At 57.8% G+C, this 21,748-nt stretch carries 21 protein-coding genes; 11 read left to right on the top strand and 10 right to left on the bottom strand.

Going from position 1 to position 21,748, the window contains the following annotated elements; translation table 11 throughout:
• Window positions 1-114 precede the first annotated feature (114 nt).
• The 6 genes from AC3I0A_RS04435 to cyoE all read left to right on the top strand — a co-directional run bounded on the left by AC3I0A_RS04435 (window position 115) and on the right by cyoE (window position 6,297).
• Window positions 115-624 carry a disulfide bond formation protein B gene (locus tag AC3I0A_RS04435; protein ID WP_489376422.1) on the top strand — a complete coding sequence of 170 codons (510 nt, stop codon included), beginning with the start codon at window positions 115-117 and terminating at the stop codon, window positions 622-624.
• 818 nt (window positions 625-1,442) lie between these two features.
• A complete protein-coding gene (cyoA, locus tag AC3I0A_RS04440; protein WP_489376423.1) occupies window positions 1,443-2,387 on the top strand; it encodes a ubiquinol oxidase subunit II in 945 nt (314 codons plus the stop codon).
• A 3-nt stretch (window positions 2,388-2,390) separates the two neighbouring features.
• The gene (cyoB, locus tag AC3I0A_RS04445; protein WP_489376424.1) at window positions 2,391-4,421 is read left to right on the top strand and encodes a cytochrome o ubiquinol oxidase subunit I; all 2,031 of its coding nucleotides are present in this window, start codon (window positions 2,391-2,393) and stop codon (window positions 4,419-4,421) included.
• A 3-nt stretch (window positions 4,422-4,424) separates the two neighbouring features.
• The gene (locus tag AC3I0A_RS04450) at window positions 4,425-5,051 is read left to right on the top strand and encodes a cytochrome o ubiquinol oxidase subunit III (protein WP_489376425.1); all 627 of its coding nucleotides are present in this window, start codon (window positions 4,425-4,427) and stop codon (window positions 5,049-5,051) included.
• Window positions 5,052-5,399, top strand: a complete 348-nt coding sequence (gene cyoD / locus AC3I0A_RS04455) for a cytochrome o ubiquinol oxidase subunit IV (RefSeq protein WP_489376426.1) — start codon at window positions 5,052-5,054, stop codon at window positions 5,397-5,399.
• A 10-nt stretch (window positions 5,400-5,409) separates the two neighbouring features.
• Window positions 5,410-6,297: a heme o synthase gene (gene cyoE / locus AC3I0A_RS04460; protein ID WP_489376427.1), complete on the top strand. Its 888-nt coding sequence runs from the start codon at window positions 5,410-5,412 to the stop codon at window positions 6,295-6,297.
• A gap of 96 nt (window positions 6,298-6,393) precedes the next feature.
• Here the strand turns inward: cyoE and AC3I0A_RS04465 are convergent, their stop codons facing one another.
• From AC3I0A_RS04465 to AC3I0A_RS04485, 5 genes are all read right to left on the bottom strand, one after another.
• On the bottom strand, window positions 6,394-7,098 hold the full coding sequence (locus tag AC3I0A_RS04465) for a hypothetical protein (RefSeq protein ID WP_489376428.1): 705 nt from the start codon (window positions 7,096-7,098) through the stop codon (window positions 6,394-6,396).
• A 142-nt stretch (window positions 7,099-7,240) separates the two neighbouring features.
• On the bottom strand, window positions 7,241-7,495 hold the full coding sequence (locus AC3I0A_RS04470; RefSeq protein ID WP_489376429.1) for a Txe/YoeB family addiction module toxin: 255 nt from the start codon (window positions 7,493-7,495) through the stop codon (window positions 7,241-7,243).
• Window positions 7,492-7,746 (bottom strand): type II toxin-antitoxin system prevent-host-death family antitoxin, encoded by a 255-nt coding sequence (locus tag AC3I0A_RS04475; protein WP_489376430.1) that lies wholly within the window; start codon window positions 7,744-7,746, stop codon window positions 7,492-7,494. The genes AC3I0A_RS04470 and AC3I0A_RS04475 overlap by 4 nt, the downstream gene beginning before the upstream one ends.
• 72 nt (window positions 7,747-7,818) lie before the next feature.
• Window positions 7,819-9,345 (bottom strand): sensor histidine kinase, encoded by a 1,527-nt coding sequence (locus AC3I0A_RS04480; RefSeq protein ID WP_489376431.1) that lies wholly within the window; start codon window positions 9,343-9,345, stop codon window positions 7,819-7,821.
• Window positions 9,342-10,058: a response regulator transcription factor gene (locus AC3I0A_RS04485; RefSeq protein WP_489376432.1), complete on the bottom strand. Its 717-nt coding sequence runs from the start codon at window positions 10,056-10,058 to the stop codon at window positions 9,342-9,344. The genes AC3I0A_RS04480 and AC3I0A_RS04485 overlap by 4 nt, the downstream gene beginning before the upstream one ends.
• A gap of 155 nt (window positions 10,059-10,213) precedes the next feature.
• Here AC3I0A_RS04485 and msrB point away from each other — a divergent pair, with 155 nt between their 5' ends.
• The 3 genes from msrB (at window position 10,214) to msrA (ending at window position 13,439) form a co-directional block, all read left to right on the top strand.
• The gene (gene msrB, locus AC3I0A_RS04490) at window positions 10,214-10,732 is read left to right on the top strand and encodes a peptide-methionine (R)-S-oxide reductase MsrB (protein WP_489376433.1); all 519 of its coding nucleotides are present in this window, start codon (window positions 10,214-10,216) and stop codon (window positions 10,730-10,732) included.
• 43 nt (window positions 10,733-10,775) lie between these two features.
• Window positions 10,776-12,587 carry a cytochrome c biogenesis protein DipZ gene (locus AC3I0A_RS04495; RefSeq protein WP_489376434.1) on the top strand — a complete coding sequence of 604 codons (1,812 nt, stop codon included), beginning with the start codon at window positions 10,776-10,778 and terminating at the stop codon, window positions 12,585-12,587.
• Window positions 12,588-12,725: 138 nt separating this feature from the next.
• On the top strand, window positions 12,726-13,439 hold the full coding sequence (msrA, locus tag AC3I0A_RS04500; protein ID WP_489376435.1) for a peptide-methionine (S)-S-oxide reductase MsrA: 714 nt from the start codon (window positions 12,726-12,728) through the stop codon (window positions 13,437-13,439).
• A 31-nt stretch (window positions 13,440-13,470) separates the two neighbouring features.
• Here msrA and AC3I0A_RS04505 read toward each other — a convergent pair whose 3' ends face one another.
• A complete protein-coding gene (locus AC3I0A_RS04505) occupies window positions 13,471-14,493 on the bottom strand; it encodes an NAD-dependent epimerase/dehydratase family protein (protein WP_489376436.1) in 1,023 nt (340 codons plus the stop codon).
• A 197-nt stretch (window positions 14,494-14,690) separates the two neighbouring features.
• On the opposite strand from AC3I0A_RS04505, the gene AC3I0A_RS04510 reads away from it, so the two are divergent.
• Complete coding sequence (locus AC3I0A_RS04510; protein WP_489376437.1) at window positions 14,691-15,632, top strand: LysR family transcriptional regulator; 942 nt, start codon at window positions 14,691-14,693, stop codon at window positions 15,630-15,632.
• Between the two features lie 184 nt (window positions 15,633-15,816).
• On the opposite strand, the gene AC3I0A_RS04515 is transcribed toward AC3I0A_RS04510, so the two are convergent.
• The 3 genes from AC3I0A_RS04515 to AC3I0A_RS04525 form a co-directional block, all read right to left on the bottom strand.
• Entirely contained in the window at window positions 15,817-16,674 is an 858-nt protein-coding gene (locus AC3I0A_RS04515; RefSeq protein WP_489376438.1) for a DMT family transporter, read from the bottom strand.
• A 16-nt stretch (window positions 16,675-16,690) separates the two neighbouring features.
• Window positions 16,691-16,831 (bottom strand): LysR family transcriptional regulator, encoded by a 141-nt coding sequence (locus AC3I0A_RS04520; protein ID WP_489378408.1) that lies wholly within the window; start codon window positions 16,829-16,831, stop codon window positions 16,691-16,693.
• Window positions 16,832-17,263: 432 nt separating this feature from the next.
• Window positions 17,264-19,225, bottom strand: coding sequence for an alkaline phosphatase D family protein (locus AC3I0A_RS04525; RefSeq protein WP_489376439.1), 1,962 nt, complete (start codon window positions 19,223-19,225; stop codon window positions 17,264-17,266).
• Between the two features lie 246 nt (window positions 19,226-19,471).
• On the opposite strand from AC3I0A_RS04525, the gene AC3I0A_RS04530 reads away from it, so the two are divergent.
• The gene (locus tag AC3I0A_RS04530; RefSeq protein ID WP_489376440.1) at window positions 19,472-20,419 is read left to right on the top strand and encodes an antitoxin Xre/MbcA/ParS toxin-binding domain-containing protein; all 948 of its coding nucleotides are present in this window, start codon (window positions 19,472-19,474) and stop codon (window positions 20,417-20,419) included.
• Window positions 20,420-20,465: 46 nt separating this feature from the next.
• Here AC3I0A_RS04530 and AC3I0A_RS04535 read toward each other — a convergent pair whose 3' ends face one another.
• Window positions 20,466-21,677 carry a patatin-like phospholipase family protein gene (locus AC3I0A_RS04535; RefSeq protein ID WP_489376441.1) on the bottom strand — a complete coding sequence of 404 codons (1,212 nt, stop codon included), beginning with the start codon at window positions 21,675-21,677 and terminating at the stop codon, window positions 20,466-20,468.
• Window positions 21,678-21,748: the final 71 nt, after the last annotated feature.

A 21,748-nucleotide genomic window follows, 5' to 3' on the forward strand; every position in this document is an offset into this window, starting at 1 on the left:
ACAAACCTCCTGCTTAATCCCCCGTTAATTCCCTCCCGTTAAACCACCACGCTGCCGCCGCGCGGTAAACTAGCTTATCGATGACTTACATCACTTCAGCAAAGGGATACCGGGATGAGTGACGAAATAATGCGTTTGGGGCGTGAGCGACGGTTTCTGGTCTTGCTTGGCGTGATCTGTCTGGCGCTGATCGGCGGTGCGCTGTACATGCAAGTGGCGCTGGGCGAAGCGCCATGCCCGCTGTGCATCCTGCAACGCTATGCCTTGTTGCTGATCGCGATCTTCGCCTTCGTCGGCGCGGCGATGCGCACCCGACGCAGCATTACCCTGCTCGAAGTGCTGGTGGTGCTCAGCGCCATTGCTGGCGCCGCAGTCGCCGGGCATCACGTGTACATCCAGTTCTATCCGACGGTCAGTTGCGGGATCGACGTCCTGCAGCCAATTGTCGATGGCTTGCCGCTGGCGTCGATTTTCCCGCTGGGCTTTCGGGTCGACGGTTTCTGCGCGACGCCTTACCCGCCGGTGCTGGGTTTGTCCCTGGCGCAGTGGGCGCTGGTGGCCTTTGTATTGACCATTGTGCTGGTACCGCTGGGCATTTCCCGCAACCGCAAGAACATCCGCTAAGGTCACTCGCCGCAGCACCCGACGACACAAAAAAACGCCTCGTTTCCTCCTTGAGAGGGCCGGGGCGTTTTGCGTTCCAGGGGTTCGGAAAAAGAACATGATTTCACTCAAGAAAATGTGCGGCACATGTGCGACACGTTGTCACACGCGGGGTGTGGCAAGACATTTCAAGTGGCGATGCCGGAGCTGCGCGAACCCCCGAATTCATCCCCTCTGAGCGATTGAATTGCCAAAGACCGCAAAGCTCATCAGGCAGATTTAACAGGCTCCAGCGAAATACTGGAGGCCTTGTTTAGAGAGGCCTCGGGGCTGATTACGGCACCAATCCGAGCAGCGAAGCTGTCTGAAATGAGGACATTAAGCCTACATTTTTTGGGGTTCTTGTTGAGAATGAAACGCGATACGATTATTGACTGACGCAATAATCGTTAATGATTGTTGCTGGTTTCGATAAGAATTATTTCGAGATGAGACATGGTTTATAGAACGTTACATATCTACAATCGCCCGCACTGAAATTCCGGCGCTGCCCATCTTTGGGCATACGAGGGCGGTCGAGGGGCGGTTTGAATACTCCATGCGACTCCAGGTGCCGGCAACCTTCCAACTATCCGCACCAAATGGAATTGGTCTGTAACAAGGCCTTTGACCACGAATTCGAATAAGAACCCAGTGCTAGCCCAGGATGTGTCGATCAGCGTTTAGCGCGACGGGGCAGGCCCTTATTCAATCGAAGAAAAAATGCCAACCCTTGGCAGGGTGAAGTGTTGGCGATCAAAACCCAACTGCATTGCGCAAGCTGCTTTAGAGGTCGTGAGATGAGTAAAAACAGGTACCCCAGATTCTTAGGCTTCTTGCCTCTGCTCGGCACGTTGTTGCTGAGTGGCTGCAACATGACTTTGCTCGATCCCAAGGGCCAGGTCGGCCTGGACGAGCGAAACCTGATCATCACCGCAACGCTGCTGATGCTGTTGGTCGTGGTTCCGGTCATCGTCATGACCTTCCTGTTCGCCTGGAAATACCGCGCGTCCAACACCGATGCCGTGTACACGCCTAAATGGAACCACTCCACCAAGATCGAAATCGCGGTGTGGACTGTTCCGGTACTGATCATCATTGCTCTGGGTTACATCACCTACAAGTCGACCTACGCGCTGGACCCTTATCGTCCGCTGGAGTCCGACGTCAAGCCGATCACCATCGAAGTGGTCGCGCTGGACTGGAAGTGGCTGTTCATCTACCCGGAACAAGGCATTGCCACGGTCAACAAGATCGTGTTCCCGGCGCACACCCCGATCAACTTCAAGGTCACTTCGGACGCCGTGATGAACTCATTCTTCATCCCTGCTCTGGGCGGTCAGATCTACGCGATGGCGGGCATGCAGACCAAACTGCACCTGATCGCCAACCAGAACGCTGAAATGGACGGTATTTCCGCCAACTACAGCGGCGCAGGTTTCACCGGTATGAAATTCAAAGCGATCGCAACTTCCCAGGAAGATTTCGACGCCTGGGTAAGTGAAGTCAAAAAGGCACCTAAACAGCTTGAACAAGCTGAATACGCAGCCCTTGCCAAGCAGAGCCAGAACAACCCAGTCGAACTCTACTCCTCGGTCACGCCGAACCTGTTCCAGATCATCGTCGACAAGTACGAAGGCATGAAACCGGGCAAGCCGATGCACCACGAGCAGAAAGAGAAAGAAGTGGCCCATATGGAAGGGATGGACATGAGTTCGCATTCAGCTGCCGGGGCAGAGGAGTAAACGATGTTTGGTAAATTAAGTTGGGAAGCGGTCCCGTTCCACGAGCCGATCGTGATGATAACCATCGCCATGATCGCGCTTGGCGGTCTGGGACTGTTCGCTGCAATCACTTACTTCAAGAAGTGGACCTACCTGTGGTCCGAGTGGCTGACGTCGGTCGACCACAAGAAAATCGGCGTGATGTACATCATCGTCGCCATGGTCATGCTGCTGCGTGGTTTTGCCGACGCCATCATGATGCGTACCCAGTTGGCCATGGCCACCGAGGGTTCGCCTGGCTACCTGCCGCCTGAACACTATGACCAGATCTTCACCGCCCACGGTGTGATCATGATCATCTTCATGGCGATGCCTTTCTTCACCGGCCTGATGAACCTTGCAGTGCCGCTGCAGATCGGCGCGCGTGACGTTGCCTACCCGTTCCTGAACTCCTTGAGCTTCTGGCTGCTGGTTTCCGGCGTGGTGCTGATCAACCTGTCCCTGGGCGTTGGCGAATTCGCCAAGACCGGCTGGGTTGCCTATCCGCCGCTGTCGGGCCTGCAATACAGTCCGGGCGTGGGGATGGATTACTACATCTGGGCGCTACAGCTATCGGGGCTCGGGACGACGCTGACGGGGGTCAACTTCCTGGCCACCGTACTGAAAATGCGTACCCCGGGCATGAAGTTGATGGATATGCCGATCTTCACCTGGACCTGCACCTGGGCCAACGTTCTGATCGTCGCTTCGTTCCCGATCCTGACCGCTACTCTGGCTTTGCTGACGCTTGACCGTTACATGGATTTCCACATTTTCACCAATGAACTTGGTGGCAATCCGATGATGTACGTCAACCTGTTCTGGGCCTGGGGTCACCCTGAGGTTTACATCCTGATTCTGCCGGCGTTCGGGATCTTCTCCGAAGTCATCTCGACCTTCTCCGGCAAGAAACTGTTCGGCCACCACTCGATGATCTACGCCAGTGGCGCGATCTCGATCCTCGGCTTCATGGTCTGGCTGCACCACTTCTTCACCATGGGTTCGGGTGCCAGCGTCAACGCCTTCTTCGGTCTGGCGACGATGCTGATTTCGATCCCGACGGGGGTGAAGCTATTCAACTGGCTGTTCACTATCTACCAGGGCCGTCTGCGTTTCACCAGCCAGGTGCTCTGGACCCTGGGCTTCATGGTGACCTTCGCCATCGGCGGCATGACCGGCGTACTGCTGGCCATTCCGGGTGCTGACTTCGTTCTGCACAACAGCCTGTTCGTGATCGCGCACTTCCACAACGTGATCATCGGCGGCGCGGTATTCGGTTACATCGCCGGTTTCGCCTTCTACTTCCCGAAAGCGTTCGGCTTCAAGCTGCACGAAGGCTGGGGCAAGGCAGCGTTCTGGTTCTGGATCACCGGCTTCTTCGTCGCGTTCATGCCGCTCTATGTACTGGGCTTCATGGGCATGACCCGTCGTCTGAACGCCACCACCAACCCTGAGTGGGTGCCGTACCTGTACGTTGCCATGTTCGGTGCGGTGATGATTGCCGTCGGTATCGCCTGCCAGCTGATCCAGCTGTACGTCAGCGTGCGTGATCGCAACAAGCCAGAGAACATGTGCGAACACGGCGACCCGTGGAATGCCCACACGCTGGAATGGTCGACCTCGTCGCCACCACCGTTCTACAACTTTGCCGTGCTGCCGAAAGCCGACTGCATCGACCCGTTCACCGAGGCCAAGGAAAACGGTACTGCGTACAAGGCTCCACGCCGCTATGAACCGATTCACATGCCAAACAACACCGCCACCGGTGTGGTCATGGGGGCTCTGTTGACCGTGTTCGGTTTCGCGATGATCTGGCACATCTGGTGGTTGGCCATCGCAGGCCTTGTCGGCACTGTTGTGTACTTCGTGATCCACGCTGCTCGTGATGACCAGGGCTATATGGTGCCGGTCGACGTGATCGAGCGCATCGAAGCCGAGCAGCACAAGCGTCTGGTAGCGGCCGGAAAAGTTCCAGCCACCACCACCCGTGTTGAAACCTCGTTGGAACAGGCTTAAACCATGTCGAACTTAGTGACCAATGCTGGACACACCCATGTCGATGGACATGGGCACGATGACCATCACCACGACTCGGGCGAGATGACCGTATTCGGTTTCTGGCTCTACCTGATGACCGACTGCATTCTGTTTGCGTCGATCTTCGCGGTGTACGCGGTACTGGTAAACAACGTCGCCGGTGGCCCGTCGGGCCACGACATCTTCGAACTGCCTTACGTACTGGGCGAAACCGCTCTGCTGCTGTTCAGTTCGATCACCTACGGCTTCGCCATGCTGGCGCTGTTCAAGGGCAAGAAGAACCAGGTGCTGGTCTGGCTGGGCATGACCTTTCTGCTCGGTGCCGGCTTCATCGGCATGGAGATCAACGAGTTCCACGTACTGATCGCCGAAGGCTTCGGCCCGAGCCGTAGCGGCTTCCTGTCCGGGTTCTTCACCCTGGTCGGGACCCACGGTCTGCACGTGACCAGCGGTCTGATCTGGATGGCGATCATGATGTATCAGGTGCAGAAAAACGGCCTGACGGCGACCAACAAGACCCGTCTGAGCTGCCTGAGCCTGTTCTGGCACTTCCTGGACGTTGTGTGGATCTGCGTATTCACGGTTGTTTATCTGATGGGGACTATGTAAATGGCTAACGCAGCTCATTCCCACAATGGCCATGATGCCCACGATGCCAACCACGGCAGCGTAAAGTCCTATGCCATCGGCTTCATCCTGTCGGTGATCCTGACCGTCATTCCGTTCGGCCTGGTGATGTACCCATCCCTGCCGAAAGACGTGACCCTGTGGATCGTGCTGGCCTTCGCCGTGATCCAGGTGCTCGTTCACCTGGTTTACTTCCTCCACCTGGACCGCTCCGCCGCCCAGCGTAACAACGTGATCGCGTTCGTCTTCGCTGCCCTGGTGATCGTCCTGTTGGTCGGCCTGTCGTTGTGGATCATGTTCAGCATCCACTCCAACATGATGGCGCACTGAGGAACTCCGGATGTCCTTTAAGCACTTTATCCAAATCACCAAACCGGGGATCATTTTCGGTAACGTGCTTTCTGTGGCAGGCGGGTTTTTCCTGGCCTCGAAAGGGCATGTCGACATCGCCCTGTTCCTGGCTGCAATGATTGGCACATCCTTGGTGGTAGCGTCCGGTTGCGTGTTCAACAACTGCATCGACCGTGACATCGACCTGAAGATGGAACGCACCAAAAACCGTGTGCTGGTCCAGGGCCTGATCTCCCTGAAACTGGCACTGGTTTACGCGACCCTCCTCGGGATCGTCGGCGTGGTCCTGCTGTACCGCGTGGCCAACCCGTTGGCGGCGCTGTTCGCAGTGATCGGTTTCGTTATCTACGTCGGTTTCTACAGCCTGTACCTCAAGCGCAAGTCGGTTCACGGCACGCTGGTGGGCAGTCTGTCGGGGGCCATGCCACCGGTGATCGGCTACGTGGCCGTGAGCAACAGCTTCGACATGGCTGCGCTGACGCTGCTGGTGATGTTCAGCCTGTGGCAGATGCCGCATTCCTACGCCATCGCAATCTTCCGCTTCAACGATTACCTGGCCGCGTCGATTCCGGTGTTGCCAGTGAAGCGCGGAATTGAAGTGGCCAAGCGGCACATCCTGCTCTACATCCTGGCCTTCCTCGTGGCGACCTTGATGCTGACCTTCAGCGGCTACGCCGGCATGAGCTACCTCGCCGTCGCCACTGCCATGGGCATGTACTGGCTGTACATGGCCTGGACCGGCTACAAGGCCGTGGATGATCAAGTCTGGGCGCGCAAGCTGTTCGTCTTCTCGATCTTCACCATCACCGCGCTGAGCGTGATGATGTCCCTGGACTTCAAAGTGCCGAGCGAGCTGCTGCTGACTTACGCGCCTTGAGCTAGAACATGGCTACAAAAAAAGCCCCGCCTTCGATGTGAAGAGCGGGGCTTTTTTTTCTCGACAGACTGATGGAAAGCAGAAGATCTTCCGGCGTTACTGCTGAGCGATGCTGTAACCGTCGAATGCGGTCTGCTGCTGCAAGGCAGTGATGATGCTTTTGCGGGTAGCAGGTTGCTCGGCACCTTCGTTATCCATGAAAGTCTCGCCTTCCAGTTCCGCTTGATCGCCTTCACCGACGAACGCAAAGCCGAGGAATTCGAAGGCTTCACGGTCCACGTTCGGTTTGGAGCGGGGCGTGCGCAGGGGCAGGGTGACGCTTACGCCATCCTTGCTGATGGAGAACACTTCGATCTCTTTCTTGGCGCGTGCCGCTTTGGTCTTGCCGCTGCCGGGATTGCTGATCGCTTGGTGGGTCTGGTTCAATACTTTCAGGGCCAGGTTGTAGACCAGTTCCTGAAAGGCCGGGTCGTCCTTGAAGCTCGACAGAATCCGGCCTATCGGGAATTTGCTGCTCAAGTCTTCCAGAGCGGCGATGTCGGCGGCCTCTGCGTCTTTAAGCTGTTTCAACTCGCCCATCAGTTCGTAGGCTTTGTCGTCGTCAAACTGGTCATGTGCCTGGCGAATCGCAATGCGTAAGTCACGAATCTGGTCGCTTTCCTTCGAGGTGTGAAAAGCATCGAGCACCATTTCACTGATGGTCTTGGCCTGCGGCACATGCTGCGAAAGATTGATGGCGTTTTCGTATTCCACTTTGGACGACAAGGTGATTACGGATTCATCGGTGTTGGAATCAGGCATTGAAATTTCACTACTTCGTTTAACAGGGTTTGAGACGGGAACAGCGCCGGGCATTTTCAGGGCGGCTGTGCAGCGACGTCAAGGAAGCATGCTTTAACAGCTGTGCTGCCAGGTTCGTGTTTGTGAAAGGTGATGCGTTGGTTCAGTAGTGATATCGGCACATCAGAATCTGCACCTCATCGTTTTCTATCCCATAGACCAAGCGATGTTCGGCTGTTATCCGGCGCGACCAAAATCCACTGAGGTTATGTTTTAGGGGCTCGGGTTTGCCAAGTCCGTCGAAGGGATCACGCTGGATCGCTTTGATCAAAAGGTTGATGCGCTTGAGTCCGGCCTTGTCGTTCTGCTGGAACCAGAGGTAGTCATCCCAGCCTTCAGGGGTAAAGAGAATCTTCATTCTTCAATCAATTGCCTGGCTTTGGCTTTTCCGGCGCGAAGGCTGTTGATCGATTTGATCAAGCGCTCGGCATTGGCGGGGGAGCGGAGCAGGTAAGCGGTTTCTTCGAGGGCGTTGTATTCGGCCAGAGAAATCATGACGACCGGTTCGCCTTTTTGGCGTGTCACCAGGAATGGGGCCCGGTCTTCATTGACCCGATCCATGGTCTCTGCCAAGTGTGCGCGGGCATGGGTGTAGTTGATGGTTTGCATGATGATGTCCTCACTGATAGACAAGAACGTACAGAAATAAGTACATATTGGCAAGGTCGGTCTTACCGATGGTCATCTTCCCGGCGAATTCAAATTCATCGACCGAATTGCCAACTGACTGGCCATTTCTTCATCCACCGGCAGCGAGAAGCGAAACGTCGCTCCCCGCCCGGGAACATCGATCAGCCGGATCTCGCGACCATGCAGTTGCAGGATCCGGTGCACGATGCGTAAGCCCAGGCCTCCGTCACGCCGGGCACCACCGATATTGAACGGGCGCAGGAACAGTCCTTCTAGCAGTTCCGGGGCGATGCCCGGACCGCTGTCGTTGATCGTTACATCCACGAATGGCCCTTGGGGCACCAGGCTGACTTCGACTTCTCCATCGATCGGCGTATGCCGCAGCGCGTTGTCCAGCAGGTTGGTCAATACCCGTTCGATCAGCCCGAGGTCCGCACACACCGCTAACCCGCTGGGAGCGAAGTTGGCTTTCAGCGTTATCTGTCGCGCCTCGGCGGTGAGTTCGAATTTCTGGAAGACGTCCTGCACCAGATCCGTCAGCGAAAACCGCTCCAGCACCGGCTGCACGAAGCCATGTTCCAGGCGCACCAGATCCAGCAGCGATTGCGCCAGACCACCGACCTTGCGGCTTTGATCGAGCGCGATGCCCAGGTAGCGGCGCCGTTCGTCCGGGGTCAGCGTGGCGTCCTTGAGTGACAGGGTTTCAAGATAACCATGCAACGACGCCAGCGGTGTGCGCAGGTCGTGGGAGATATTCGCCACCAGCTCCCGACGTTCCTGATCCTGGCGCGTCAGTGAGCGCCATTGTTCACCGAGGCGGGTTTGCATTTGCCGGAACGCCGCGTCGAGCACGGCGATTTCGTCATGGCTAGTGGCTTTTTCCGCTGGGTCTATTGCGGGCGAAGAGGGTGGGACAACGGGTGCGCCGTCAATGTCGAAATGCGCGACGGTCTCGGTCAATCGGCGTAACGGCCGGGTGATCAGGGCAAACGCCGTGAGGCCGGCGATCAGGCACAGCAGCGCCACCAGACCAATCGACCAGAGTGCGGTGTTGAGGGCCACGCTGGTGGCGCCGCGCTCGGCAAAGCGGTCGTGTTCCTCGCTGAGCAGCACCACATAGAGGTAGCCGGCCGGCTGGCCGTTGACCCGCAACGGCGCGGCACTGAACACCTTGCGCCCGTCGATACTGCGCGGGTCGTCACCGAGAATCGGCAAGGCCTCGCCGTTGAGCAAGCGCTGCACCGGCGCCAGATCGACCTGTTCGCGGCGCAAGCGGCCCTCGGGCGCGGCATTGCCGACGATGCGGCCGTTGGGGTCGAGCAGATAGACCTCGACGCTGGGATTGACCAGCATCAATTGGCTGAACAACTGGCGCACGGCGTTCGGCATCAAGCCATTGGCGTCCATCAGTTGAGTGTCGTGGGCAATGTGCCGGGCCAGATCGCGGGACAGCCCTTGCACCACTTCAAGTTCGTGCATCTTGTTCGAGCGCACCTGCATCCACACCGAGGTGCCGCAGCACACCAGCAACAGCACCGCGAACACCGCTGACAGGCGCTGCGTGAGGGTCAGTCTCACGGCTGATCCTCCGTCGCGGCGAATTTATAGCCACGGCCCCACACCGTGAGGATCCGCACCGGTTGTGCCGGATCAGCCTCGATCTTCGCCCGCAGACGGTTGATATGAGTGTTGACCGTGTGCTCGTAACCTTCGTGGCTGTAACCCCACACGGCGTTGAGCAGGTCCATGCGCGAAAACACTTTGCCCGGCTGCCGGGCGAAGAAATACAGCAGGTCGAATTCCCGCGGCGTGAGGTCCAGACGTCGACCGTCGAGTGCTACATCGCGGGTCAACGGATCGATAAACAGCCCGTCGACCATCAGGCTGCCAGCGTCCATTTTCAGGTTGCGCGCCATCGCATCGACCCGTCGCAGCAGCGCCTTGACCCGCGCCACCAGTTCCAGCATCGAAAAGGGTTTGGCCAGATAGTCGTCGGCACCGAGCTCAAGACCGAGAATGCGGTGCAGTTCGCTCGAACGCGCACTGGTGATGATGATCGGCGTGTAGCGGGTCATGGCGCGGGCGCGGCGGCAGATCTCCAGGCCATCGACACCGGGCAGCATCAAGTCGAGGATCAGCGCGTCCCAGCCGCCTTGCTCCAGCAGGCGCAGGCCTTCATTGCCATCGGCGCTGTGCACGACCTCGAACTGCTCATCGCGCAGATGCAGCGAGATCAGGTCGGCGATGTGCATATCGTCCTCGACCACCAGGACACGTTTGGGCTGATCCATCGGAACTACATCCTGCACCAGGCGATGATGGGCATTGTGCGGCTTTTCCGTGAGCCGAGTTATCACGAATTGTTTAACTCTGCGTGAGGATTTAGCGATCACCTCAAGCCTAGGCTGTCTAAAACATAAAACACTGCGTTTTTTTGGAGAGAGCCATGTTTTCTCGGCGACAGTTTCTTATAGCGGGTGGCGGCCTGGGCGTTGCAGCGCTGGCTATCGGCATCTTGCCAAGGTTCAGCGCAAGCTCGGCGATGGTCAGTTCTGCCAGCGCCGGTGAAACCTTTGAGGTGACCCACACGGATGCCGAATGGCGCGCCATGCTCAGTGCCGGGCAGTACGACATCCTGCGCAAGGAGGGCACCGAGCGCGCCTACTCCAGCCCACTGAACAACGAACATCGCGAAGGCATCTTCGCCTGCGCCGGTTGCGCCCTGCCGCTGTTTTCATCCAGCACCAAGTTCGACAGCCGCACCGGTTGGCCGAGCTTCTGGGCGCCGCTGGACAACGCAGTGGTGACTCGTCAGGACCGTTCGTTCGGCATCCTGCGCGAAGAAGTCCACTGCCGGCGTTGCGGTGGTCATTTGGGGCATGTCTTCGACGATGGGCCAAAACCGACCGGTCTGCGCTACTGCATGAACGGTCTTGCACTGACCTTCGAGCCGTTGTCGGCATAAGCCATGCAAATGCCCTTTCTTTCACTTCATGCAGGTCGACGCTATGTGGCTTCTGGTTCTCTCCTATCTCGGTGGCGTGCTGACGATTATCAGCCCGTGCATTCTGCCGGTATTGCCCTTTGTCTTCGCTCGCACCGGCCAGCCGTTTATGCGCAGTGGCTTGCCGCTGCTGGCGGGGATGGCCCTGACCTTCGCACTGGTCGCCTCACTGGCGGCGGTCGGCGGCGGCTGGGTGGTGCAAGTCAATCAGTACGGTCGCTGGCTCGCGTTGCTGTTCGTTGCGCTATTCGGGCTGACGCTGTTGCTGCCGCGCCTGGCCGAACGGCTGACCCGGCCACTGGTGGCGGCCGGCGGTCGTCTGTCCGAAGCGGCGGGCGCCGATACCCGGCCACGTCCCGGCGCCTCGTTGTTGATCGGCGTCGCCACGGGGCTGCTGTGGGCGCCGTGCGCAGGGCCGATCCTCGGTCTGGTGCTGACCGGCGCGGCGCTGCAAGGGGCCAGCATCGGCACTACCTTGCTGTTACTGGCCTACGCCGCGGGTGCCGCGACTTCGCTCGCCGGTGCACTGTTGCTGGGCGGTAAGGTTTTTGCTGCGATGAAGCGTTCCATCGGTGCCGGTGAATGGCTGCGCCGTGGTTTGGGCGCGGCGATGCTGGTGGGTGTTGTGGCCATCGCCCTGGGCCTGGATACCGGCATTCTGGCGCGGATTTCGACCGCTTCCACCGGCGAGATCGAACAGGCGCTGGTCGGTCGGCTGGCCGGGAAATTACCGGCCAACAGCGGGGCGATGATGGCGCAGATTCCTCAGACCCAGGACAGCCAGCCGGGCTCGAGCATGATGGCCGCTGGCGGCGCGATGACGATGACTGCGAAAGAGGCTGCGGCGTTGCCGATCGAAGGCAATCTGCCGTCGTTCGACGGTGCCGTGCAATGGCTCAACTCGCCGCCACTGACCACCCAGGCCCTGAAAGGCAAAGTGGTGCTGGTGGATTTCTGGACCTACTCCTGCATCAACTGCTTGCGCACCTTGCCATACATCAAAGCCTGGGCCGAGAAATACCGTGATCAGGGTCTGGTAGTGATCGGTGTGCACACCCCGGAATTCGCCTTCGAGCGTGACGTGGGCAACGTCACCAAAGCCATGAAGGATCTGGGCATCAATTACCCGGTGGCCATCGACAATGACTACAAGATCTGGCGCGCCTTCAACAACCAATACTGGCCGGCGCACTACTTCGCCGATGCTCAGGGGCGTATCCGTTACCACCATTTTGGCGAGGGTAATTACGCCGAGTCGGAGCGGGTGATTCAGCAATTGCTGCGCGAGGCCGGGGCCGCGAAAGTTGCCGATGGCCTGATCAATGTCAGCGCCCAAGGCGTGCAGCTGGCCGCGGACATGAAAGAAGTGCAATCGCCGGAGACCTACCTTGGCTACCAGCGCTCCGAACATTTCGTACCGGCCGACAGCCTGGCGCCCGACAAGGTCGCGGCCTACAGCCCGCCCTCCAAACCATCGCTCAACGAGTGGGGCCTGGAGGGCAAATGGAATGTCGGCTCCGAGCGGGCCACGCTGGCAGCCCCGACCGGTCGAATCGTCTACCGCTTCCATGCCCGGGATTTGCATCTGGTATTGGGCCCCGGCGTTGACGGCAAACCGGTGCGCTTCAAAGTCACCCTTGACGGCCAGATGCCCGGCGATGCCCACGGCACCGACGTAGCGCCCGATGGCAGCGGAGTCGTGACCGAGCAGCGGCTTTATCAGCTGGTCCGCCAACCGGGTGATGTTGCGGATCGCACGTTCAGCATTGAGTTTCTCGATCCGGGTGTGTCGGCGTATGCGTTTACCTTTGGTTGATCGCGAGCGCAAAGGGACAGAGTCAGTTAAAACATCTGGAGTCGAGCACTGTACCTGTGGGAGCGGGCTTGCCCGCGAAGGCGGCCCGACATGCGATGAAGAATTTTCGTCGGACTTACTTATTAAGGAGTCACCGCCATGAAAACCCTGTCCCACTCAACCTGGCGCCGCACACTGTCAGGCCTGGTCGCCGCCACCTTCATCGGCCAATGCTCCGCCTTTTCCTTCGGCGCGACAGAAAACGCCGTCCTCATCCCCCCGCCGACCCTCGACGAAACGGTCAAGGGAGACACCGAAACCGCTGTCTTCGCCGGCGGCTGCTTCTGGGGCGTACAAGGCGTGTTCCAGCACGTAAAAGGCGTCAAACGAGCTGTCTCCGGTTACGCCGGCGGCGCCGCCAACAGCGCACAATACGAGCTGGTCAGCGACGGCAATACCGGTCACGCGGAATCCGTCGAGGTCACCTTCAATCCTGCCCAAGTCACCTACGGGACCTTGCTGCAGATCTACTTCTCGGTCGCCCACAACCCCACCGAACTCAACCGCCAGGGCCCCGACACCGGCACCCAATACCGCTCGGCGCTCTTCCCGGTAAACGCCGAGCAGCAGCGGGTCGCCCAGGCTTATATCGCCCAACTCGACGCAGCGCGTTCGTTCAACAAACCGATCGTCACCAGGCTCGAGACCTACAACGGTTTCTACCCGGCCGAGGACTACCATCAGGACTTCCTGACCGAGCACCCGACTCACCCCTACATCGTGATCAATGATCTGCCAAAGGTCGCGCAGCTGAAACAGCTGTATCCAGAGCGCTATCAGGAGAAACCGGTGTTGGTGAAGGCAGGGAGGTGAGGAGGGTGACCTTGAGTGCTCAAAGGCGAAATCAATCAGCTCTTCGCTCCGGATACGGCGCAGCGCTGTGTCGAACTCGCGTCTTCAAATATTCAAACGCCAAGCTGAGGGCTTCTTCTGGCGACCGTGGTCGATAGCCCAACTCCGATTCGGCCTTGGTGATGTCGTACTCCTGCTTGATGCCATAGAACATGCGAACCTGGCTCACCAGCAGGTCGGCGGGTTTTCCGGTTATTGCGGCCAGTCGTTGCTTCAACCACGCCACGCTCAGCAGTAACCCTTTAGGCGCGCGCGGTGGCATGCGATAGCCTGGCGTGACCCGATTGGCCGCGCTAATGATCTCGGCAAGCGAGGATGAGCGCTTGTTGGCCAGGATATAGCGATTGCCCGGTCGGCCTTTCTCGGCAGCCAATATCAGACCTTGCGCCACGTCGCGCACATCCACGAAGTTGAAATGGAAGTTGAGGTCGAGCGGGATTTTGCGCTGCTCGATCGAGGCCAAAAATCCCATGGTCTCGGTCAAGCGAGAGGCGTGCGGACCAATCATGGCCGAGGGCAGCACCGAAACCATCCACAAGCCGTGGGCTTGAGCCGTTTGCCAGGCAGCTCGCTCGGACAGAATCTTCGACTGGTAGTAAGGGTTTTGAACGTCGTCATTCCAGTGCTCTTCAGACAGCGGCTGCCCGTCATGACCGACAGCCGCAACGGAACTGACATACACCACCCGTTCGACCCCGGCCTCTGCCGCCGCTTCCAGCACCGTGCGGGTGCCCTGGACATTCACCTCGACTATTTCAGCCTGGGGATCTTTTGCCCAGTGTTTGAACACCGCCGCCACCTGATACAGGACGTCGACACCTTCCAGTGCTTTAAGCATCGCTGCCTTGTCCTGGAGTTCGGTGTAGACGAGTTCACAGTCAAGGCCTTCGAAAGGCGTTGTGTTGCTGATATCCCGCACCCCAGCGCGGACCCTGTCGCCGCGCGCGATCAGCGCCCTGACCAGCGTATTGCCCAGATGCCCATTGGCGCCGGTCACCAAACACAGATTGCCCATCGGTATTTCCTCGTCGTTCAAGCGTTAGCCATAGGTGACGAGAACCATAGGGTGTGTCCCTAGGGGCAGAGTCAAGGTGTCGGTGCCCCAGAGTCCTTGCTCGGAATTAGTTGCTCTGGTGAAACAACTGTATTTATTTACCTTTGTTTGATAAATACCCGTTAGAGCACTTCATTTGATCCATGGTGTTATCAATCATGAAGCGACAGTTCGACGATATTCTGCTGGGCAGCATCGAGTTGTTTTGCCTGGCGGCTGAATCAGGAAGTTTCACCACCGCGGCAGCGGTAGCCGGGGTAACGCCAGCGGCGGTCAGCCGCTCGGTGTCGCGCATGGAGGAGCGCATGGGCGTGCGCCTTTTCACCCGTACCACCCGCAGCGTAAAACTGACGGACAGTGGTCGAGCGTATTTCGAACAGTGCCGCCAGGCCTTGGCCCAGTTGGTTGAAGCCCAGCGCGAAGTCATGGGCAAGCAGCAAACGCCCTCCGGGACCTTGCGCATCAGCGTGCCCACCACCTACGGCCATCACCGCATCCTGCCGTTGTTGCCCGCCTTTCGAGCGCGCTTCCCGGCGGTAAAGGTCGACGTGCATATCAGCAACCGCAACGTCGACTTCATTGATGAAGGCTACGACATGGCGATCAGGGTCCGGGTCCTGCCCGACTCAGGCTTGATCGCCCGGCATCTGGAAGATGCGCAACTGGTCACGGTGGCGAGTCCTGACTACCTGCAGCGCGCAGGGCGGCCGCAAACCCTGGATGACTTGCACAACCATGACTGCATTCAATTCGAACTGCCCAGCAGCGGTAGGCGTATCGCCTGGTTGTTCAAGGAAAACGCCAAGGACAAAGAGCTCCTGACTGAAGGCGGCTATAGCTGTTCGGACGATGTGCTGGGCGGCGTCACGCTGGCCAAACATGGTGCCGGCCTCTTCCAAACCTACAAATTCATCGTTGAAAAAGAGTTGGCGGAAGGCTCGTTGGTGGAAGTCCTTGAAGCGTTCAACGGACGATCCCGGCCATTTACACTGCTCTACCCTGGCGGACGCCATACGCCTTTGCGGCTCAGAGCCTTTGTCGATTTTTTGATGGAATACCGAGCGCAGTGGAATGTCCACGAGGGTGATCTGCGGAACTGACAGTGCGGCCTCGCCCCGCCTGCGGATTACCCCCGGCTCCTGTGGGAGCGGGCTTGCCCGCGAAGGGTCGGCGCGGCGTGCATCCATCTCGATGGTGTACACATCCGTTCTGCAGTAACTGCTTTTGGATCACACGCCCTAACAGTCTTGTACCCGACATGGGCGAGCGCCCATGCGGGGATGCTTAGTTCTTTTGCTCGATCCGGAAGGCTAGATAGTTTGAGGCGAAGATAATCAGTGCGCCGACTAATACCCGGATTTCAAGGTTCTCGCCGTAGAGAAAAAATCCAGCCACGGCAATGAGCGGCACCCTGAAAAAATCAATCGGTATGGCAATGGACGCGTCCATGATGCTCAGTGCTTTAGCCATCGCGAAGTGCGCGCTTAAACCCGTTACACCTAACAGCAGAATCCATGGGATGCATTCGAGCGTAGGTGTTCGCCATTGTGCAAGGGACAGACCAAAACCCAAGGGTAGTTGTAGAAGTACCATCCAGATCACGATGATGGCGGGGCTGCTGGTCAACGTCAGTTTTTTAACCATGATGATGGACGTTGCATAACCCACGGCGGCCAGCAGAACGATAAGCGCGGCGGGTTCAATGCTGTCAAAGCCGGGCCTTAGAACGACCAGGACACCAATAAAACCGCCGATGGCGGCGAGCACCCTGGCGGTGGAGAGTCTTTCTTTCAAGAATAAAAACGCTAGCAGGGAAACCCATATCGGGGTGGTGAACTCCAGAGCAAAGACCTTGACCAACGGAAGCGACGCCACGCCAACGGTCCAGGCATATTGTCCGGCGAAATGAACCGCATTCCTGCCGACCTGCAAGCCTAGGTCTACTGCCTGTTTGAGTTGGGCGCGCTGTTTGTAAATAACCGGAAAAATAATGAACAGCCCGACAAAAGACCTGAAAAACAGGATCTCGAAGATCGACATGAACTTGGAAAGCTCTCTGGACGCGACAGCCATGCCAATGAATGAGAGCAGGCTCGCTACCATCCATAATGCTCCACTTAACGGCAGTTTTACTTGATGCATTTATGATCCTTTTTACTCAAATTGTTCTCTGCCGATTAAATTTATACCCGGGGAGCTCAAGCTCTTTGATATGGATACTAACCATGCTGGTACTAATGTTGAGCTGTGCCGCTGCACGGGAAAACGACCGGAAACTTTTAGGTGAGCAAGAAGCCAGTTGTGGTTAAAGTCCATTGTCGTTCCAGCCCCTGGATCGTTGAGCTTGAACAGTTAGCCAGTGCTCGATGCGATGTGCCGTACGATACATAGCGATAATAGGTATGGCAATAACATCAACGATTCTGCCCGGAGGGCAGTGTTGGACTATCAGATGTATCTGACAGATATAGACGGTTACTTCTGACGGATAAGTACTACATGGAACTGCTCAGGTATATACAGGGTGAGAAAGTTCGGAGCTGACTATGTGTTTGTCCGAAATGTCACTGGGGTAGCGGCCTGTTAATATCGGTGGCGTGAATAGCTAGGGTTAATGCTGACGGGGATTACGATCTATCTACCTCGCATCGTTGTACCTGGCCCCACCTATGAAAATAGGGGGCCTGCGACCTGGTATTAGCCTGCCAATCGCCGCTTGATGCACCACGGCTCATTGCGGCTCATCAGGCCCAACCAGCCGTGTAGGCGCAGAGCCATCGGCATTGTGCTGATAAATATCCTGCGGCTGACCTTTTTCATTGAAAAACACCTGACCGATCCCCGCCGAATTCCACAGCCGCTCACCCGCTTCAGCGTGCTCGGGGATGTGCGGAATCACCTGCATGCGCCGGCGTTTGGTCAACCAGTTGAGTGGCGAGCGCGGTGAGTAAAGCCAGCGATTGAGGCGGTCGAACCATTCCAGCAGTTTCGGCGGGAATTCATTCTTGATGCCGCTACTGGTGATCTGCCAGATTCTCGGGCCGGCCTTGCGGTGGCGAATCAGCACTTCATAGACAAACGAGTAATGCACATCCCCGGATAGAATCACGTAGTTCCCGGGCGTGCGTGAGTGCCGGAAGATATTCAGGATCACCTGCGCCGCGCCGCGATGGGCCATCCAGTTTTCCGCGTCGACCAACAGCGGGAAACCGCACCAACTGAATACCCGCTGCACCGTCTCGATAAGTTTGACGCCGAAGATCGGCGCGGGCGAAACGATGATCGCCGAGGGATGATCCAGCAATTCCTGCTGCAGTTCGCTGAGGGCTTCCCAGTCGAGCAAACCCGATGGCTGCTTGAGGTTGAACTCGCTACGCCAGCGCCGAGTGCGGGTATCGAGCACCACCAGTGCCGGGCTGGTCGGCAAGACGTACTGCCAGTTCTGAAAGCGCAGCAGATCATCGATCAAGCTGTCTTGAGCGGTGCTGCCCAAGTGACGGTCCTGGCCGATGGCATCGGCACTCAGCGCGCGGGTTTTCTCCAGCACATCACCGAACACATCAGGGTTGTTGCCCCAGCCCTGGCAGAGCATGTAGGCCATCAGTGCGTTGCCGATGATGCGTTTGGAAAACGGATGACCGTAAGCCGTCTCTTCCCACTGGGCGCTGAGGTTCCAGTCATCGGTAATATCGTGGTCGTCAAAAATCATCAGGCATGACAGGTGCGCGAACACCCGCGAGACACCGCCCAGACCGGCCTTGAAGCCTTCGATCTGCGTGTGTTCACGGGCATAACGTGCACGTTCTTCGGGTTTGAGCTCAGGCGGCTGCGGTTCTATCAGCGTCCAGGGCACCGGTGACCAGACCAGCAGATACATCGCCATGACTTCGGCGAAGGTCACTAAATGGTTGTCGGCGGTACTGCTGGTGAAAATCGGCTTCTTCACTCCGCCGAAAAACCGCTCGCGCAGGGTTTCATTACTTTCCAGCGCCGGCAGCAGATCGGCGCGATGGTAATAACTGGCTGGGTGCCCATAGAGCCTGGCGCTGTCCTCGACCACCGCGCCGTCCAGATACTCGCCGAACAACCCGAGACGCTCGATCAAGGCATGAGTCGCCCGCAACATCGGGCCCGCCACATCGTCCGCGTACACCTGATCCCCACTCATCATCAACAAGGCCGGACGCTGTTCGGCGTCAGGCGCCTCAGCCAGCAACCGATCGACGCAGAGCAGGCCTTCGTCGGCGTAATGATGGGGTTTACGGCAGGAGCCATGCACCAACTGGGTGATGCGGGTGCGCAGAACGAAATCGGGACAGCGCGCCTCCCCATAAAGCAGGTGCGGCGCCCACTCGGCAATGCCCGATTGCCGGCCATCCGCCTCGGCGATCAACAGGTCGTACTCAATCGACTGGTCGCAGGGCAGGGCAGCGTCGAGGCGCAGATCGATCAGATGGACAAACCCACGCTCTCCGATCGGCACCACCTGACACTGCCGGGCATCGAGGGGGAAATCGAGGGTTGTCTCGCCACCCGTGCCCTCGACGAACCTCAGGCGCAGCGTCAGTTCCAGCGCCCTCGAGCCCACCAGCCATAGCACCAGCCGCGTCGGCTCAAGGCGTCGCAACAACGGGCCGGCCAGGACGGCAGGCAATGGGTCGCAATACTCAGGTAGCGGGGAGGTGACGGACATCCAGGTTCAAGACTCTTGGTGTAAAGCAGAGTTGGGGATCATACCGCAGGTGAGGTTGGTGGTTTGTTATGCAGCGTTTAAGCGCCCTGCCAAATGATGCAGGGTGTGTATCAAGGTTGACAGGAGCGTCCACCTTGAATAGAGTTTGCCTCAACAACTAACCCATATTTCCGGCGTGGCTTGACCATCTGGAGAGTGGGGGGAAAAGCCGGCGAAAGCCGGTTTTTTCGTATCTGGAGTGTCGATATGCAGGGAAAGCAAGACCTGGAGCCTCTGCGCACTCGAGTCTATATTGATGGCTACAACCTTTACTACGGCTGTCTACGGCGGACACCCTTTAAGTGGTTGGACATCATGGCGTTGTTCGAGAGTCATGTCCTTCCCTCCGTCCTGGTCAGGGATGATGAAGGAAATATTAGGCATTCGCTCCTGATCGCTTCACCCTCGATAAAGTATTTCACAGCCCAAATTGTTGAAAGTGTTGCGCGAGGGGAAGACTCTGTCTCATCTCAAGCGCGTTACCACACCGCATTAAGAAAGTTGTACGACGGTAGCATTCAGCTCGTTGAAGGGTATTACGCGGTCAACAAGATGACGGTAAAAATCGTTGACGCTGATGATCCCGGTCGTGCACCTCGGGATTGCCAAGGCATCCTTGCCTGGAAGGTTGAAGAAAAGCAAAGCGATGTGAATATCTCTCTGCAGGCCTATCACGATGCGCTAACCGGCGCGGTTGACCAGGTTGTGATAGTCACAAATGACACCGATATTGCTCCCGCCTTGCAAATGATCCGCACCCATACGTCGGTGAGGATCGGCCTCGTTGTTCCAACAACTGATCATGAGCGAATCCCCAACACTGAGTTGGCAAGGTTGGCTCATTGGGTTCGGACTCATATCACCAGCGAAGAACTAGCTGCATGTCAGTTGCCACGCGTCATTCCGGGACGAAAGCCGACGATTAAGCCGGAGTCGTGGTATGCGTGGCCAGATCTTCTGGCTCAGGTTCTAGATCTTGCTATCCCAATTCGGGGTGATCGTGGAAAGGCATTTAAGTGGATGGGGCAGCCTAATCCCTACCTGGATAATCAGTGCCCCATTGATATGGTTGAGACAGAGGATGGGGCTCAGCAGGTACTTTCCTACATGCGTCAATGGATTGCAGATCAAACGAACAGCAAGCAAATAGATTGAAGGTTATCGCGGCTTCCAAACCATTATTGAGCGCAACACACGCTCACTATTTTCCCTTTGCTGTTGCACCCGGAGGAGCGAATCCAGGCGGCACCTTGAGCCATGGGAAGCCCTGCAACGCCATGTCATAACCGGTGTCGTAGAGTTTGCGCATGTACGCGTTGTCGAACTCTTCCTTGTGGGGGAAGTTGAAGCTCGACGGTATGAACCCGAGGTTGAAGTCCACGCCGTCGCGCTGGGTGGTGGCATAGATCCGGTAGAGGTCGCCGATGCCCTGGCTGTGGATCAACGAGGCGACTGCGCGCCCGGCGATGCTCATGGTGCTGCGCTCGACCTGCGCCCAGTCCGGATCGAGTCGCGCGTTGCGTATCACGTAGAGCTTGCGCTCGCGGGTGACTCCTGCTTTTGCCGCCTCCTCATTGATACGGATCCCGGCCGGATAAGCGAATACCTGCGCCATGATGCCGCCGTCCACGTGCATTTCCTGATAGGGTTTACCGTCGACTTCCACATCGATCATCATTGGCGGAAATCCTCCCGGAATCGAGGCGGATGCGATCATGATTCTCACGAAAAGGTCCAATGCCTCAGGACCCCCATAGGTCGCGATTTTTCCCATGTCCCAGATAATGGGGCGTCGCGCATCGAGGTCTGCGGTGGCGATCAACAGAAAGCGGCCTTTCGCGTACTCGGCGGCGATCTCCTTGAGCATGTCCTCGGTCACCGATTTGCGGGTCAGCTTCAACAGCGGTGCGTTGTCCGACATTGCGTCGCTCAAAACGCCTGAGATAAAGCTGCGCGGTGCAATGACGTCTTTGGGCGATAAGGTGGTATAGACCCGCTTCAGCGTCGCGTCGTACTTCGGCCCAAGAAAGGCGAAAGGCGCAATCAGCGCGCCGGTGCTGATGCCGGTAACGAGTTTGAATTCGGGGCGCTTCCCTGTAGCCGTCCAGCCATTCAACAATCCCGCGGTAAACGCGCCATTGTCACCACCGCCCGAGATTGCCAGAAATACCGCTGGCGGTAGGGGGCCCTTGTGCCCCTGTTTCACGAGGTAAGCCTGTTCGCGCTGCAGCGCTCCAAGCGCGACTCGGGTCAGCTCTGTCATGTCTCCGCCAGCGACATAACGTACGCCGGTCATTCCCGGGATCTGCGCTCTCGCCGTCAACTCGGACGGCACCGCGGATAGGCGAGGCGGCGCCCAGGCGCAGCCTTGCATCAGTACCAACAGCGCCACAATCAGGCTGGTGATTTTCATAGTCATCATCTCCCGCTGTTCGATTCAACGATCGTGTACAGCCGCCTGTTATCACCTTGAGTGTCCTGATT

It is taken from the genome of Pseudomonas sp. KH_024_B2, assembly GCF_057839965.1.